Annotated in this window: 12 protein-coding genes; 3 read left to right on the forward strand and 9 right to left on the reverse strand. The window is 61.4% G+C overall.

Going from position 1 to position 16,737, the window contains the following annotated elements; genetic code table 11:
- Nucleotides 1-68: 68 nt before the first annotated feature.
- Genes hpnH through dxs form a run of 3 tightly spaced genes read right to left on the reverse strand, consistent with a single transcriptional unit; the run spans nt 69 to nt 4,164 of the window.
- Nucleotides 69-1,259 carry an adenosyl-hopene transferase HpnH gene (hpnH, locus tag AC1Q67_RS17135; protein WP_024573913.1) on the reverse strand — a complete coding sequence of 397 codons (1,191 nt, stop codon included), beginning with the start codon at nt 1,257-1,259 and terminating at the stop codon, nt 69-71.
- A 6-nt stretch (nt 1,260-1,265) separates the two neighbouring features.
- A complete protein-coding gene (gene ispH, locus AC1Q67_RS17140; protein ID WP_034461841.1) occupies nt 1,266-2,225 on the reverse strand; it encodes a 4-hydroxy-3-methylbut-2-enyl diphosphate reductase in 960 nt (319 codons plus the stop codon).
- 22 nt (nt 2,226-2,247) lie between these two features.
- Entirely contained in the window at nt 2,248-4,164 is a 1,917-nt protein-coding gene (dxs, locus tag AC1Q67_RS17145) for a 1-deoxy-D-xylulose-5-phosphate synthase (RefSeq protein WP_024573915.1), read from the reverse strand.
- Nucleotides 4,165-4,376: 212 nt separating this feature from the next.
- On the opposite strand from dxs, the gene hpnN reads away from it, so the two are divergent.
- On the forward strand, nt 4,377-6,962 hold the full coding sequence (hpnN, locus tag AC1Q67_RS17150) for a hopanoid transporter HpnN (protein WP_492237106.1): 2,586 nt from the start codon (nt 4,377-4,379) through the stop codon (nt 6,960-6,962).
- 19 nt (nt 6,963-6,981) lie between these two features.
- On the opposite strand, the gene AC1Q67_RS17155 is transcribed toward hpnN, so the two are convergent.
- On the reverse strand, nt 6,982-7,596 hold the full coding sequence (locus tag AC1Q67_RS17155; protein WP_492237105.1) for a DUF2147 domain-containing protein: 615 nt from the start codon (nt 7,594-7,596) through the stop codon (nt 6,982-6,984).
- 123 nt (nt 7,597-7,719) lie between these two features.
- Here AC1Q67_RS17155 and hpnO point away from each other — a divergent pair, with 123 nt between their 5' ends.
- A complete protein-coding gene (gene hpnO / locus AC1Q67_RS17160) occupies nt 7,720-9,111 on the forward strand; it encodes an aminobacteriohopanetriol synthase HpnO (protein ID WP_492237174.1) in 1,392 nt (463 codons plus the stop codon).
- A 72-nt stretch (nt 9,112-9,183) separates the two neighbouring features.
- On the opposite strand, the gene AC1Q67_RS17165 is transcribed toward hpnO, so the two are convergent.
- The 4 genes from AC1Q67_RS17165 to AC1Q67_RS17180 form a co-directional block, all read right to left on the reverse strand.
- Nucleotides 9,184-9,426, reverse strand: a complete 243-nt coding sequence (locus tag AC1Q67_RS17165) for a hypothetical protein (protein ID WP_492237104.1) — start codon at nt 9,424-9,426, stop codon at nt 9,184-9,186.
- Between the two features lie 200 nt (nt 9,427-9,626).
- A complete protein-coding gene (locus tag AC1Q67_RS17170; RefSeq protein WP_492237103.1) occupies nt 9,627-11,735 on the reverse strand; it encodes a TRAP transporter permease in 2,109 nt (702 codons plus the stop codon).
- A gap of 48 nt (nt 11,736-11,783) precedes the next feature.
- Nucleotides 11,784-12,941, reverse strand: coding sequence for a TAXI family TRAP transporter solute-binding subunit (locus AC1Q67_RS17175; RefSeq protein ID WP_492237102.1), 1,158 nt, complete (start codon nt 12,939-12,941; stop codon nt 11,784-11,786).
- Nucleotides 12,942-13,088: 147 nt separating this feature from the next.
- Nucleotides 13,089-13,310, reverse strand: coding sequence for an acyl-CoA carboxylase biotin carboxyl carrier protein subunit (locus AC1Q67_RS17180; protein ID WP_024573922.1), 222 nt, complete (start codon nt 13,308-13,310; stop codon nt 13,089-13,091).
- 161 nt (nt 13,311-13,471) lie between these two features.
- Here AC1Q67_RS17180 and AC1Q67_RS17185 point away from each other — a divergent pair, with 161 nt between their 5' ends.
- Nucleotides 13,472-15,028 carry an acyl-CoA carboxylase subunit beta gene (locus AC1Q67_RS17185; protein ID WP_024573923.1) on the forward strand — a complete coding sequence of 519 codons (1,557 nt, stop codon included), beginning with the start codon at nt 13,472-13,474 and terminating at the stop codon, nt 15,026-15,028.
- Here the strand turns inward: AC1Q67_RS17185 and AC1Q67_RS17190 are convergent, their stop codons facing one another.
- Nucleotides 15,029-16,648, reverse strand: coding sequence for a GMC family oxidoreductase (locus tag AC1Q67_RS17190; RefSeq protein WP_492237101.1), 1,620 nt, complete (start codon nt 16,646-16,648; stop codon nt 15,029-15,031).
- Nucleotides 16,649-16,737 lie beyond the last annotated feature (89 nt).

Below are 16,737 nucleotides of genomic sequence, written 5' to 3' on the forward strand. Positions count from 1 at the left end.
TGAGCTGGTTGCGCAACAAAAAAGGCGCGAGCAACGCTCGCGCCTTTTGAATGCGTGCGGTCTGAAAATCACGCCGCGGTCGATGCGTTGGTGGCCGGAGCTGCGGTCTGTGCCGCGAGCTTCGCGGCCTTGGCTTCCGCTGCCTTCGCCTCGTCGGCACGGATCTCCGACAGGCGCTTCTGCACTTCCGAAGAGAACACGTACTGCGCCGGCCGCTGCTTGGAGAGATCGATCTCCGGAGCCATCGGGCCCTCGGTCTTGATGCCGAACAGCGAGACCTTCAATGCCTTGAACGGGTTGCTGACAGCCGCGTTTGCAGCGGTCGGCTCGTAGCCGCAATGGGCCATGCAGTCCGCGCACTTCTCGTACTTGCCGGTGCCGTAGGTGTCCCAGTCGGTGGTTTCCATCAGCTCCTTGAAGGTCTTGGTATAGCCTTCACCGAGCAGGTAGCAGGGCTTCTGCCAGCCGAAGATGTTGCGGGCAGGCATGCCCCACGGCTCGCATTCGAAGTTCTGGTTGCCGGCGAGGAAGTCGAGGAACAGGCCGGAGTGCATGAAATTCCACTTCTTGCCCTTGCCGAGCGCGAACACGTCGCGGAACAGCTTCTTGGTCTTGGTGCGGTTCAGGAAGTGCTCTTGATCCGGCGCGCGCTCGTAGGCGTAGCCGGGCGACATCGAGACACCGACCCCAAGTTCAGTCGTGAAGTCGAGGAACTTGGCGATCTCCTCGGCCGGATGGCCGTCGAAGATGGTCGCGTTGACGTTGACGGTGAAACCGCGTGCCTTGGCAGCCTTGATCGCGGACACGGCGCGGTCGAACACGCCCTTCTGCGACACCGCCTTGTCGTGGTGATCCTTCAGGCCATCGAGATGGACAGAGAAGAACAGATAAGGCGAGGGCTCGAACAGATCGAGCTTCTTCTCGAGCAGCAGCGCGTTGGTGCAGAGCGAGACGAACTTCTTGCGCGCGACCAGGCCGCGCACGATTTCGCCGATCTCTTTGTGGATCAGCGGCTCGCCGCCCGGGATTGCGACCATCGGCGCGCCGCACTCGTCGGCGGCGTCCCAGCACTCCTGCGCCGACATGCGGCGGTTCAGGATCGCATCGGGATAGTCGATCTTGCCGCAACCGACACAGGCGAGGTTGCAGCGGAATAGCGGCTCCAGCATCAGCACCAGAGGATAACGCTTCCGGCCGAGCAGCTTCTGCTTGACGAGATACGAGCCGATCTTGATCTCTTTGAAAAACGGTATCGCCATGAATGTTTATCTTTCTTGCATCACGGGAGAGAGGCGCGGCTGACGTTGGGTCAGCTCGGCTGGCAGTCTGAACTCGATATTTTCCTCCCGGCCCGGCAGCACGGACACTGTCACCGGTCCGATTCTCCGCAGGGCGTCAATCACATCGTCCACCAGCACCTCCGGCGCCGAGGCGCCTGCGGTGATGCCGACGGTCTTCGCGTCCTTCAACCATTCAGGATTGAGCTGGCTGCCGTCGGCGATGAGGTAGCTCGGGACGCCGACTTCGGTCCCGATCTCGCGGAGGCGGTTGGAGTTGGAGCTGTTGGTGGCGCCGACAACCAGAATGACGTCGACGAGCTTGCTGAGGTCTCGCACCGAAGACTGGCGGTTTTGTGTCGCGTAACAGATGTCGCGGGTGTCGGGGCCTTCGAGGTCGCTGAAACGGTCTTCAAGCGCGGCGATGATGTCGCGGGTGTCGTCCACGCTCAGCGTGGTCTGGGTGATGTAGGCCATCGGCTCGTCGCTCGGCAGATCGAGCGCGGCGACGTCCTCGACGCTCTGCACGAGGATGACGGGGCCGGGGACCTGTCCCATGGTGCCGACGACTTCCGGGTGGCCTTCATGGCCGATCAGGACCAGCTTGCGTCCCTTGGAGACGTAGCGCTTGCCCTGATTGTGGACCTTGGTCACGAGAGGGCAGGTCGCGTTCAGGACGGGGAGGCTACGGGCCGCAGCCTCTTCCTCGACGCTCTTGGCGACGCCATGGGCGCTGAACACGGTGATGGCGTTGGCCGGCACTTCGTGCAGATCCTCGACGAAAACCGCGCCTTTCGCCTTCAGGCTTTCGACAACGTACTTGTTGTGCACGATCTCGTGACGGACATAGACCGGCGGCCCATACTTCTCGAGCGCGCGTTCGACGATCTCGATCGCGCGCACAACGCCAGCGCAAAACCCGCGTGGCTGAGCCAGCAGGATTTTCATCTCGGCTTTTTGGGGCACGGGATTAAGCAAGCTGCACCGCGCTGATCTCGCCTTCGCGGCCCAGTGCCTCGAAGACACGCGTCACGATGCCCTTGGCGTCGAGGCCGGCCTTTGCGTACATCGCGGCCGGACTGTCCTGATCGATAAACGTATCTGGCAGAACCATGGAGCGAACCTTCAGTCCCTTATCGAGCGCGCCGTTCTCTGCAAGGGTATGCAAGACCTGCGCCCCGAAGCCCCCGATCGAACCTTCCTCGATGGTGACGAGCACGTCGTGATCGCGCGCCAGACGCAGGACCAGGTCCGTATCGATCGGCTTGGCGAAGCGTGCATCAGCCACAGTGGCGGTCAAGCCGTGGGATTTTAGAATGTCTGCAGCCTTCAGGCATTCCTGAAGCCGGGTGCCGAGCGAGAGCAGGGCGACCGACGAGCCTTCGCGAACAATGCGGCCCTTGCCGATTTCAAGCGGAACGCCAACCGACGGCAAGTCGACGCCGACACCGTCGCCGCGCGGGAAGCGGATGGCGGACGGACGATCGTCGATGGCGGCAGCCGTCGCGACCATGTGAACCAGTTCAGCCTCGTCGGCAGCGGCCATGAGCACCATGCCGGGCAGACAGCCGAGATAGGCGATGTCGAACGAACCCGCATGGGTCGGTCCGTCTGCGCCGACGAGGCCCGCCCGGTCGATGATGAACCGGACCGGCAGACCCTGAATGGCGACGTCATGGACGACCTGGTCGTAGGCGCGCTGCAGGAACGTGGAATAAATGGCAACGAATGGCTTCAGTCCTTCGGAAGCAAGGCCAGCGGCGAACGTCACACCATGCTGCTCGGCGATACCCACGTCGAAGGTCCGCTCGGGGAAAGCCTTGCCGAAAATATCGACGCCGGTGCCAGATGGCATGGCGGCGGTGATCGCGACGATCTTGTCGTCTTTTTCGGCTTCCTGGACCAGGCTCTGGCCGAACACCTTGGTGTAGGCGGGCGCGTTGGCCTGGGCTTTCGCCTGCTTGCCGGTGGCGACATCGAACTTGACCACGCCGTGATACTTGTCGGCCGAGGACTCGGCCGGGACATAGCCCTTGCCCTTTTCGGTCACCACATGGATCAGGGTCGGGCCGACCTTCGAATCCCGTACGTTCTTGAGAACGGGCAGGAGATGGTCGAGGTTGTGGCCGTCGATCGGGCCGACATAGAAGAAGCCGAGTTCCTCGAACAGCGTGCCACCCGACAGCATGCCGCGGGCGTATTCCTCGGCGCGCTGTGCGCCCTTTTCGATGAACTTCGGAAGGCGCTTGGCGACCTGCTTGCCGATTTCGCGCAGCGAGCGGTAGGTGTTGCTGGACGTCAGGCGCGACAGATAGGACGACATCGCGCCGACTGGCGGCGCGATCGACATTTCGTTGTCATTGAGAATGACGATCAGGCGCGAGTCCATCGCACCTGCATTGTTCATCGCTTCATAGGCCATACCGGCCGACATGGCGCCGTCACCGATGACCGCGATGACGTTGTTGTTGCCGCCGGCGAGGTCGCGCGCGACGGCCATACCGAGGCCTGCGGAAATGGAGGTCGACGAGTGCGCGGCGCCGAAACAGTCGTACTCGCTCTCTGCGCGCTTGGTGAAACCGGACAAACCGCCACCCTGACGCAGGGTGCGAATCCGGTCGCGGCGCTCGGTCAGAATCTTGTGCGGATACGCCTGATGACCGACGTCCCAAATGACGCGGTCGGCGGGCGTATTAAAAACATGATGTATTGCAACCGTCAGTTCAACGACACCAAGACCGGAGCCGAGATGACCACCAGTTACCGCAACCGCGCTGATCGTTTCGGCGCGCAGTTCTGCCGCAACTTGAGGCAGGTCGCTTTCCTTCATCTTCCGAAGGTCAGCGGGCGACTTGATTGCGTCGAGCAATGGGGTTGAAGAGGTCATACCAAGGCTTCCAATGCGACTGTGGAACAAGACGAGAACATTTTGCAGTGTAGCATTATTGCAGCTATGCAGCAGTACTTCTGAGGAACTGCTGGTTAAAAGCCACTATTGTGTGACTTAAGGGCATCGTTTGAGGCATCAGTAAGTTAACGGCTTGCCTCCCCGGCAGTTGCCTTACCCCAAGCTGGCCGCCAGAAATAGAAAGAAAACCTGTGCTGACAAGGACTATTGTATCGCTTGTTCGTTTTTGCACGCGCCATGCATGGCTGGTCCTCGTGGCTGGCTTGGCTCTGGCTGCCGCGGCAGGCGTTTATTCCCACCGGAACTTCGCTATCAATACCGATGTTGCAACGCTCATCTCCCCTAATCTGGACTGGCGGAAGCGCGAAATCGACTTCGAAAAGGCCTTTCCGGGCCGAAACGACTCGATTCTGGCCGTTGTGGAGGCGCCGACGCCGGAACTCGCCCGGCAGGCCGGCGACGCCCTTGAGAAGAAGTTGCGGCCACAGACCGAAAGGTTCATTTCGATCAGGCGGCCGGGCGGCGGGGCCTTTTTCGACAATAACGGCCTTTTGTTCCTGCCGACCCCCGAGGTGGCCAAGCAGACCGGCCAGTTGGCCTCGGCGGCCCCGCTTTTCGACATTCTGGTGGATGACCCGAGCCTGCGGGGGCTGACCGGCGTTCTGGAGTTCGGTCTGGCTGGTTCCCAGCGGGGACAGTATTCGCGCGATTCCATGGCACGGCCGCTGAACCTGGTGGCCGATACCGTCGAGAAAGTGGTGGCGAACAAGCCGGCGACCTTCTCCTGGAAGGAACTCTCCAGCAACGAGCCGCTGACGCCCGCCGACACCCGTGCGCTGCTTCAGATACGGCCTGTGCTCGACTTCAAGGCCCTGGAGCCGGGCGGCGCCGCGGTCGATGCCATTCGCAAGGCGGCCGAAGACGCCAAACTCGCGGGGGATTACAGCGCCAAGGTCCGTCTCACGGGGCCGGTTCCGATCGCAAATGATGAGTTCGCGACGGTGCAGGAAGGGGCGCTTGTGACCCACACGGGTACGGTCCTGATCGTGCTCTTCATCCTGTGGTGTGCGCTGAAGTCATCCAAGATCATTGGTGCGGTTTTCATCACGCTGGTGATCGGCCTGTCGATCACCACAGCCGTCGGGCTGATGCTGGTCGGTGCGTTCAACCTGATTTCGATCGCGTTCTTCGTGCTGTTCGTCGGTCTGGGGGTCGACTTCGGCATTCAGTACAGCGTGCGCTATCGCGCCGAACGCCATGAAATCGATCAGCTCGATCCGGCGCTCGAGAAAGCCGCCGAGTATTCCGCCGTTCCGCTCACGCTCGCGGCGGTGGCGACGGCAGCCGGGTTTCTCTCGTTCTTGCCGACCGATTACAAAGGCGTGTCGGAGCTCGGGAAGATTGCCGGCGCTGGCATGATCATCGCGTTCATCGCAGCCATCACCGTGCTGCCTGCGTTGCTCAAGATTCTGAATCCTCCGGGCGAGGCTGAGCCGCTCGGCTTCAAGTTTCTGGCGCCGGTCGATCGTTTCCTCGAGGAGCATCGCGTCGGCGTGGTCGCAGCGACACTCGGCGTCGCCGTTCTGGGTCTGCCGTTGCTGTACTTCCTGCAATTCGACTTCAATCCGATGAACCTGCGCAGCGCGAAGGTTGAGTCAGTTGCGACGTATCTGGATCTTCGCCGCGATCCCAATACCGGCACCAATGCCGTCGAGGTCATGGCTCCGTCCACGGCTGCGGCGAAGCAAATTCAGGAGCGGCTCAGCAAGCTTCCGGAAGTCTCCCGGACCGTGTCGCTGGATACCTTCATTCCGGACGATCAGCCGGCCAAGCTCGCGATCATCCGCAAGGCCGCAGCATCGCTCAACCCGATTCTGAACGAGACATCGCGCGGCACGGCACCGTCCGACGAAGAAAATATCGCCGCTCTGAAGGGCTCGGTGGAAAGTCTGCGCAAGACTGCGGGCGACGACAAGGGGCCGGGTGCGGTGGCCGCACGCCGGCTCGCAAATGCGCTGGACAAGCTTGCGCAGGCTGAAAAAGCCACGCGCGAGAAGGCGACCGCGACCTTTATCTCACCGTTGAACGTGGCGCTGGATCAGGTGCGCGGTCTGCTCAAGGCGCAGCCTGTGAGCGTGAAGACCCTTCCGCCGGACATCCTGGAAGACTGGACGTCTGCTGATGGCCGGACGCGCGTCGAAGCACAGCCCAAGGGTGACCCCAACGACAACGACACGCTGCGCGCGTTTGCGGGTGCCGTCCTGAAGGTTCAGCCTGACGCGATCGGTGGCCCGATTTCGATTTTGAAGTCCGGCGACACCATTGTCCGGGCATTCATCCACGCCGGTTTTTGGGCATTGCTATCGATCGCAATCCTGCTCTGGATTGTGCTCAAGCGGATCGGTGACGTGCTGTTGACGCTGGTGCCGCTGGTTCTGGCAGGTGTGGTGACGCTCGAGATCTGCGTGCTGATCGGACTGCCGATGAACTTCGCCAACATCATTGCGCTGCCGCTGCTGCTTGGCATCGGCGTGGCGTTCAAGATCTACTATGTGACAGCGTGGCGGGCGGGGCAGACCGACCTGCTGCAGTCGAGCCTGACGCGGGCGATCTTCTTCAGCGCCATGACGACTGCGACGGCGTTCGGCAGCCTGTGGCTGTCGAGCCATCCCGGCACGTCGAGCATGGGCAAGTTGCTGGCGCTGTCATTGGTGACGACGCTGGCGGCGGCTGTGCTGTTTCAGCCGGCGCTCATGGGCAAGCCGCGCGATAAATAGCGCGGCTCAGCCTGGTTTGTCAGCGAGGCGCGTTCGCGATCTCGGGGAGGAGGCATACCTCGGAGGTTGCGGTTTCGGCCGATCCCGCCTTTGCCGCGCCGCCCTTCGGAGCGGCCGGTTTCGGTGTCCCGATCGGGGTCGGGAACGGCTGAGGGGTCTTCGGCGCAGCGGCACTGGTGCCGGGCGCGCCGGTCTTGGCGCCGCCGGGAGCTGCCGGCGTGGTTTCAGCGACGCGGGTCCAGGTCTGCCCGCCGCAAAGGATCATGGCGACGCAGCCTTCGATGCGCAGTGCGTTGGCAGATTTGAGCTGGATCGAGGAATCATAGGTCTTGCCGCTGGTGGCGTCGTAGACCTTGCCTTCCCATTTATCCTTCTCGTCTTCGACTTTCTTCATGTTCAGGAGAATCGGCATGCCCAGCAGGGGACGCGTCCGTTTCGCCTTGTCGGGATTATTCTTGTCCAGGCCGCCAGGGATGGATTCGGAGGCGACAACGCCCCACAGCCTCGAATTGCAATCGACGATTCGGATCGTCGCCTTGCCGTCCTCGTCTCGCCATTCGCCCAACGGTTCGGCGGCAGAAGCCGCGCCGGCGGCAGCGAGCAAGAACATTCCACCAAAGGCCAGTTTCTTCATGAATCCTCGCGTGCATTGCAACCAATTTAAACACAAACGTCGTTCATTGTTCCAGAGATTGACAAAACGACGCACATACTAATTTCAGTTGACTAGAAGCCTGACAAACGAAGTATGTATGACATCATGCAGCCAAATCTAGACATTTCAGAGATGTTCGCGGACCGCCAATTCCAGCGCAATGCTCTGCATACGCGATATCTCAATGAGCAGCTCGTCCGGGTTCTCAAGACGATTGGCTATGACGTCGGTTTTCAGCGCGGGCAGGGCCAGTATCTGTTCGACCGCGACGGCGATCGCTACCTCGATCTGTTGAGCGGGTTTGGCGTCTTCGCACTTGGCCGCAATCATCCCACCGTCAAGGAAGCTCTCAAGAGCGTCCTGGACAGCGATCTTCCAAATCTCGTGCAGCTCGACCTGTCCACGCTTGCCGGTATTCTGGCCGAGCGCCTGATCGCGCATGTGCCATATCTGGACAAGGTGTTTTTTGCGAATTCAGGGACGGAATGTGTCGAAGCTGCGATCAAGTTCGCGCGCGGCGCGACCGGTCGCACCGGTATCGTCTATTGCGACCATGGCTATCATGGACTGTCCTACGGCTCGCTGTCGCTGACCGGCGACAAGAATTTCCGTGACGGGTTCGGGCCGTTGCTGCCGGACTGCTTCTCGATTCCGTTCAATGATCTTGCCGCGCTTGAGAAGGCGCTGGTGTCCCGCCAGATCGCGGCCTTTATCGTCGAGCCGATCCAGGGCAAGGGCGTCAACATGCCTGACGACGGCTATCTCGCCGGCGCGGCGGCGCTCTGCAAACGCTACGGCACGATTTTTGTTGCCGACGAGATCCAAACCGGCATGGGTCGCACCGGGCGTTTTCTTGCGGTCGAGCACTGGAATGTCGAACCTGACATGGTGTTGCTGTCGAAGTCACTCTCCGGCGGTCACGTCCCGGTCGGAGCCGTGCTCACGCGCAAGGCGATCTTCGACAAGATCTTCGATCGTATGGATCGCGCCGTCGTGCACGGATCGACGTTCTCCAAGAACGATCTTGCCATGGCTGCGGGTATCGCGACGCTGGAAGTGCTCAAGCAGGAAAAGGTGATCGAGAACGCAGCAGCGCGCGGCGCCGAGCTGCTCGCGACCCTGTCGGCGATGATCCCGCGCTACGAGCTGTTGAAGAACGTGCGCGGCAAGGGACTGATGATCGGTGTCGAGTTCGGCCCGCCGAAATCTCTGGCGCTCAAGGCTTCGTGGACCATGCTGGAAGCGGCGAGCAAGGGCCTGTTCTGCCAGCTGATCACGATCCCGCTGTTCAAGGATCACAAGATCCTCAGCCAGGTGTCCGGCCACGCCAGCCATACTATCAAGCTGCTGCCGGCCCTTACGATCACGCAGGAAGATTGCAACTGGATCACAAGCTCGTTCGATACGGTGATCGAAAACAGCCATCGCGTGCCCGGCGCGATCTGGTCGCTCGGCAAGACTTTGGTCGACAACGCGGCAAGAAAAACGGCCTGACCAAGCAAATCAGCCTGACGAAAGGTCAGGCTGATTTTAGTATCCGGTACTAGTCAGGAAGAATGCGGCGGCTCACTGGCCGTGGCTCTTGAGAACAGCATCGCACTTCTTGCTGATCTTGACGCGGTTGGCCTGCAGGCAACCAAGAATCACGAAATCGCCATCGTTCATCACCTGGCGGCAATGACGTGAAACATCGGGAGCACAGGCTTTCTGTTCTTCCGGGGTGCCGCCGCGCTGCGGAGCCGGGGCCTGTGCGAAGGCGCCAACGGTCGCCGAGACGAGCAGAGTGGTCGCAAGAAGTGCTTTGAACATCGGTATCCCTTATCAAGATTCAGCGTTCGAATTGACTGGACTATAGGTCGAACACATCAGAATGCGAGATACAAGCCTTCAAGCCGCGGCATACGCATCGTATTTCGCCGGGTGTGGCGTGGATGCACGGTTTTTTCGCGCCACAGCATCGTGCGAGCTATAGAACGCCAACTATCGCCACAATTGATCGCGGTTCACAACTAGCGCGCTGACAATTGCGACGGTGTAACGGGGTTCCGTTGCACCAGGGTGAAGGCGATGATCAGCGTTGGAACCAGAATAACAAGTCCGATCGTAGTGATCTGCCATTGCGAGATCGGCATGATGCCGCCGCCCGGCGTGGCGAGAACAAATCCTCCGAGAACCAGCAGCACCCGAAGCGGCCACTCCAGTGCTCCCGTTCGCCGCAAGTCGCCGACGAAAGCCTGGTAGCCCTGGATGCCGCCGCAGATGAACAGGGTGCCGATTCCGGCAAGCGCCATCAGGCCAAGCGCTGTGAGGTAGGGCGCATCGCCCTGCAGCACGAGCGCGGGGTTGAGTACAAAGAAGAACGGGATGAAGTAGATGATGCTGCCGACCCACATCGATTCCCAGCCCGTCTTCATCGCAGGCGAACCGGCGATACCGGCTGCTGCGAAGGACGCGATCGCGACCGGGGGCGTGATGGATGACAGCATGCCCCAATAGAAGATGAACATATGAACGGCCATCTTGTTGAGGCCGACTTTCTCCAGTGCCGGCGCGACAAGGATGGCGAGGAAGATGTAGCAGGCCGTTGTGGTCAGGCCGAGGCCCAGCACCAGGCTGGTAAAGGCGCACATCACCAGCAGCAGGAATGCGTTGTCTCCGGCGATGGTGAGCAGATCGTTGGCGAGACTGGAGATAACGCCTGTCATGGAGAACGCGCCGATCAACAGGCCGCAGCCCGCGAGGATGCCGACCAGTTCGACGAAGGTGCGCCCGTTCACTTCCAGGAACTTGCTGATGGTGGCAAGCGTCCAGCGGGTGTCCTTGGAGAACAGCTGATTCAGCACCAGCAACAGCGCAGTCGCGTAAAAGGGTGCGTGGCTCTCGCGCTTGAAATGCAGGAGCATCACGATCAGCAGCGCGATGACGAAAATATAGTACCAGCCTTCCTTCACGGTATCCCACACACGCGGCAACTCGGAGCGCGGAATGCCCGCGAGGTTGTGCCGCGCGGCGTAGGAATCCACCTGCATGAAAAGTCCGAGATAATAGAGAGCCGCCGGGATAATCGCTGCGAGCGCGACTTCCGCGTAGCTGACGTTCAGGAATTGCGCGATGACGAACGCGGTCGCCCCCATGACCGGGGGCGCGAGCACCGCGCCGGTGGAAGCGCAGGCCTCAATGGCGGCGGCATATGAGGCGCGGAAGCCGCTCTTCTTCATGACCGGAATGGTCATGGTGCCGGCTGTGAGCACGTTGGAAATGATCGAGCCCGACATCATGCCGAGCAGGCCGCTGGCGAAGATGCAGACCTTGGCGGCGCCGCCGCGGAATGTTCCGCAAAGCGCGAAAGCGATGTTGATGAAGAACTTGCCGGCGCCGGTCATCATCAGCGCCGTGCCGAACACCAGGAAGCCGATCACCGTGTCGGCAAAGGCCTGAATCGGAATGCCCAGCAGACTCTCGCCGGAGAGGACGTGATAGGCCGTTGCCTGCTCGATGGTGGACTGGGTGCCGCGAAACGGACCGAGCCATGACCATTCCGCAAACAGCGGATAAACGGTGAAGGGGAAGACGCAGAGCAGCAAGCTCCAGCCGCCGGTGCGACGCAGCGCTTCCATCAGCACCGCCCACATGACCAGGCCACCCGCTATCACCGGTGTCGGTGCGCCTCCGAACTCCCATCCGAGGGCCGCGGCCTTGCGGATGTTCATCATCAGCCAGATCGCAGAAGCGAACGTCGCAATGAACAGGGCAACATCGTACCAGGGAATCCGATCGAGCGGAGCCTTCTCGCTTCCCGGGAAAATCAGGAATGTGAACGGCAGCATCAGCGCTATCAGCAGGTAGAAGTATTCGGTGTTGAGCTGGGTGTAGCCGATAAAGAAGCGCAACGTGAATTGCTGGTTGATGCAAAGGAGGATGGTCGCGGCGGTTGCGATGACCAGCGTCCAGCGCCATCCACCGCGAAGGGTTCGCACACGCGTGACTTCGGCTTCCTGCAGGCCGCCTACGCCGGCGTGAGGGTCGTCGAACACAACCTTCTTCGGGGCCGTACTGACGGCGGCAGCCGCAACGGAAGCGGCTGCCGTGCCTTGGGTGTTATCGGACGAAGCTGACATTTGCGATACCGAGGTGGGATGTTGACGACGTCCGCGGAATCGAAACGGTTATTCCTCAAAACCGTTTGGCATGTTTGCCTTTGCAAGGGCTGCCTTGCGCGCTGCCATCCATCCGGTGAGGAAGGCTGCCGGTTCAGCTGGCGCGCTCGCGGTGTTGTACGCCTTCCATGCATCCGCCAGAACGCCTTGCCGCTTGATCAGGTCGTTGTTGTATTTTTCGTCGGCATCGGTCCATTGCCCGGCTTCCTTAAGTGCCTTCGCGGCGCCGGGATGATAGGGGATGACCCACTGCTTGGTCTGCTTCTTGACATCAAGGCCGGACGAGCCCGGGGCGGCGTCCTTGTACATGTCGTAGTTGACGATCATTGCCTTGGTGAGGCCGTAGATCTGGTCCGCAGGCTGCGTCGCGTAAGCCGTTGCGATCGGGTAGGGGTAGGTTGCGAGCTTCAGAGGTTTAGAAGCGTCGATCGCCGCGCCGCAGGTCGTGTTGTGGGGATTGAAGAATGCGCCAACCTTCTTGACGCGGTCCCAGGCGGCTTTGTCATCCGCCGGCAATTCCGGCCAGACAATGCCGCGCGGCGAGCTTTCCAGCTCCTTGGCGGGGCCCGTTACCGTCGAACCGAACGCGCCGTCGGCGTCGTTATTGATAACGCCCTTCCACATCGCGCCGTAGCTCGCGAACTCGACGATCTTGACGTCTTTCTGGGTGAGGCCGGCGTAGGCGATGATCGCCAGCGCATTCTGGTTCAATGCAGGTGAACCCACGACGAAGCCGAGCCGCTTGCCGCGAAAATCCTTCCACTCCTTGACACCGGCGTCTTTCGCCACGCCGACCGACAGCCCGTTGCAGTCGACGGTCGAGAGGGTCATCTGCAGCGCCTGGGGTCCCCATTCCTTGACGCCGAACTCGAACACGCCTTCCTGGGCGAAATAGCTGCCCGTGCCCATCCAGGCGAGAACCGCGCGATTTGCGCGTAGCGGGGCCAGCCGCGCCACGTCGTTGCCGGCCGGAAGCACGCGAACGTCGGAGCCGTACTTGTCCTTCATCATCTTGCCGACGCCGACGGCGATGTTGAAGCCGGACGTGCCGGTGTCATAGGCGGTGAACGCCATCGAAGTCGGCAGCTTGATGTCCTGCGCGAGCGCCGGCGACATCGCCGAGCCCGCAAGAATCGTCGCTGCAACCGCAGTGATATGCCGCTTCATGAATAACCCTCCCCAATTGCTTTCGCTGTGCGAAACGCGTTTTTGATTTTGCCGGATCATGTCATCGTGCAGGAGCCTGTGCAACGCCTGCAAGCCTACTAAGGTGTACTGGACAGTTTGTCGCGGAAACGGATCGCTTCGCGAGATTCACGTCTCAAGAAGAGCGATCGTCTGTCCCTCTGCCACGACGTCGTCGATACCGACGAGAATCGATGTGATTTTCCCCGCGGCAGGCGAGGGGACGGGAATTTCCATCTTCATTGCTTCGACGAACACGACATCGCCGCCGTTTTCGATGCTGCCACCGGCACTGGCCGCGACCGCGCAAACGCGTCCCGCAACATCGGTGATGATCTTGATCTGCGCCACTGATTTCTCCCCCATCCGCTTTGAGCAGAGCAAGCAAGCTCTACAAGCGCGGCTTCTTTATTGTGACGGAAGATTGCCCGAGGTAGCGTGTTCCGCAAGAGGAAACTTTATTCCGCATAACAGAATGAGCGCGTTCGCAACGCGTACGGCAAGGAGTGATGATGAACTGGAAGCCTGAACTTGACGAACTCGCGCGGCGTGAAGCTTTTGCAAAAGAAATGGGCGGCGCCGACAAGGTCAAGAGGCAGCACGATCAGGGTCGACTCACCGTGCGCGAGCGCATCGACAAGCTTGTCGATTCGAAGAGCTTTCACGAGATGGGCGCGATTTCAGGCATCGCGGAGTATGACGAGAAGAATGAGCTGAAGACGCTCACTCCCGCCAACTGTGTGTTCGGCCGCGGCAAGATCGAGAATCGCCCTGTCGTCGTCGTAGGCGATGACTTCACCGTTCGTGGCGGCTCCGCGGACGCATCGATTTCTGCCAAGCCGACCATGGCGGAGCAGATGGCGCACGATTTTCGCTTGCCGATCATCCGCGTCATCGAAGGCTCCGGTGGCGGCGGCTCGGTCAAGACGATTGAAACCAAGGGCGCTGCGAACCTGCCGGGCGGCGTGGGGGGAACGACCTGGTACTGGTACACGACCGCGAACATGGCGCGGGTGCCTGTGGTCGGTCTCGGTCTCGGCTCCGTGGCAGGGCTCGGCGCGGCGCGTCTCGCAGCCAGTCATTATTCCGTCATGACCAAATCATCTGCGATGTTCGTCGCCGGCCCGCCGGTGGTGGCGCGTCTCGGACAATCGCTCGACAAGCAGGAGCTCGGCGGCTGGCAGATTCAGACCAAGGCCGGCGCGGTCGATCATGCGGTCGATACCGAAGAAGAGGCATTCGAGTGCGCGCGGAAATTTCTGTCATACCTCCCGTCATCGGTATTCGATCTGCCGCCCACGACACCCTGCGATGACGATCCCGAGCGTAGTGACGAGGCGCTGCTCAACGTGGTGCCGCGCAGCCGCAAGCAGATCTACAAGATGCGGCCGATCATCGAGTCCGTGGTCGACAAGGGATCGTTCTTCGAGATGGGCCAGAATTTCGGGCGCTCGGTGATCACCGGTTTCGCGCGCCTTGATGGCCGTGCCGTGCTGCTGCTGGCGAGCGATCCTTATATTTACGGCGGGTCGTGGACCGCCGATGCGTGCCAGAAGGTGGTGCGCTTCGTCGATCTGGCGGAAACCTTCCACCTGCCGGTGGTTTATCTGATGGATTGCCCCGGCTTCATGATCGGACTTGAAGCCGAGAAGGCCGCAACAATCCGCCACGGCGTGCGTGCGATGACAGCCGTCAATCAGACCACGGTGCCGTGGTGCACGATCATCGTCCGCAACTCGTTCGGCGTGGCGGGTGTCGTTCATCAGCCGGCGGGCCGGTTCTCGTTGCGGTATGCGTGGCCGTCGGCCTATTGGGGCTCGCTGCCGCTGGAGGGTGGCATTGAGGCGGCTTACCGGGCCGACATCGACGCCGCCGAAGACCCCAAGGCAAAGCTGGCCGAGATCGAGGACCGGCTGAACAAGCTGCGGTCACCGTTCCGATCAGCGGAAAAATTCTGGGTCGAGGAGATCATCGACCCGCGCAAGACCCGCTCGCTGCTCTGCGAGTTCGCAAGGCTGGCCGAGCCGCTGCGCACGCCCGGCGTGGCGAAAATGGCGATCAGGCCGTGATTATTTGGCGTCGGCGACGATCATCGCCGCGCCCTTTTCCGCGATCACCGCCGTCGGCGTGTTGGTGTTGCCCGATGTGATCGTCGGCATCACCGACGCATCGACGACACGCAATCCCTTGAGGCCGTGAAGGCGAAGGCGTTCGTCGACCACGGCGAGGGGATCGCTGGCGCTTCCCATCTTCGCGGTGCCGACAGGATGAAAGATCGTGGTGCCGATATCGCCCGCAGCTTTCGCCAGTGACGCATCGTCATCGCCTACTGACGGGCCGGGCAGATACTCGCTTGGATGATAGTTGCTCAGCGCATGCTGCTTCATCAGCTTGCGCGTGACGCGGATGGCGTCGGCGGCGACCTGACGGTCTTCAGGTGTGGACAGATAATTCGGCGCGATCGCCGGAGCCTGATCCGGAACATCGGATTTGATGCGGATGGTGCCGCGTGAGGTCGGGCGCAGATTGCAGGCGGCGATGGTGATGGCCGGGAAGCGGTGCAGCGGTTCGCCGAATTTATCCAGCGACAGCGGCTGGACGTGAAACTGGATGTTGGCGCGTTCCTGCCGCGGGTCCGAGCGCGTGAAGATGCCGAGTTGCGACGGCGCCATGGTCAAAGGTCCGCGCCGCCGCAGCAGATAATCGACGCCCATCCAGCCGCGCCGAAACAGATTGTAATAGGTCTCGTTCAGCGTACGCACGCCCTCGACCTTGTAGATCGCGCGCTGCTGCAAATGATCTTGCAGGTTGCGGCCGACGCCCTGCCGGTCGAGCACGGGCTCGATGCCGAGCGGCGACAGCCATTCCTGCGGGCCGATGCCGGAGCGATGCAAGACCTGAGTCGATCCAACGGACCCCGAGCACAGGATGACTTCGCCCTGCGTGCGGGCCTCGATGGTTTCGTCGTTCTGACGGAAGCGCACACCGACCGCGCGGCCGTTCTCGACGATCACCCTGTCGACCAGCACATTGGTCTCCAGCCGCAGGTTGGGCCGCGACAGTGCGGGCTTCAGAAACCCGCGCGCGGAGGACCAGCGCCGGCCGCGTTTCTGATTGACGTGGAAGTATCCGACGCCCTCGTTGTCGCCGGTGTTGAAATCCGGAGTCTTGCGAATTCCCATCTCATGCGCGGCTTCAGCAACCGCATCGAGCACGGCCCATGACAGCCGGGGCGCTTCGATTCGCCAGCCGCCGCCGACGCCGTGGTGTTCGCTTTCGCCGAGGAAATGATCTTCGAGTTTCCTGAACGCAGGAAGCACATCGTCCCAGCCCCAGCCGGTCAGTCCGAGTTGCCGCCAGTGATCGTAATCCGCCGCTTGTCCCCGCATGGAGATCATGGCGTTGATGGCCGACGATCCGCCGATCACCTTGCCGCGCGGATAGGCCAGCGCACGCCCATTGAGACCGGCTTCCGGCTCGGTCTTGAACATCCAGTCGGAGCGGGGATTGCCGATGGCAAAGAGGTAGCCGACCGGAATGTGAAACCAGATCCAGTTGTCCTTGCCGCCGGCCTCCAGAATCAGGACGCGCTTGCGCGGATCGGCGGAGAGGCGGTTGGCGACGATGCAGCCGGCGGTACCGGCGCCGACGACGATATAGTCGAAATCCCCCTCGAGACGTTTCGCCATTCCCTGTCCTGCATTTTCTCTGGTCAAATTGAACGCTTTTCTTCTTATGGCCCCGGGCAGGGTTCGCTGTACAGTATGGTTCCGCGCAA

It is taken from the genome of Afipia sp. GW823-FHT06G09 (assembly GCF_058794875.1).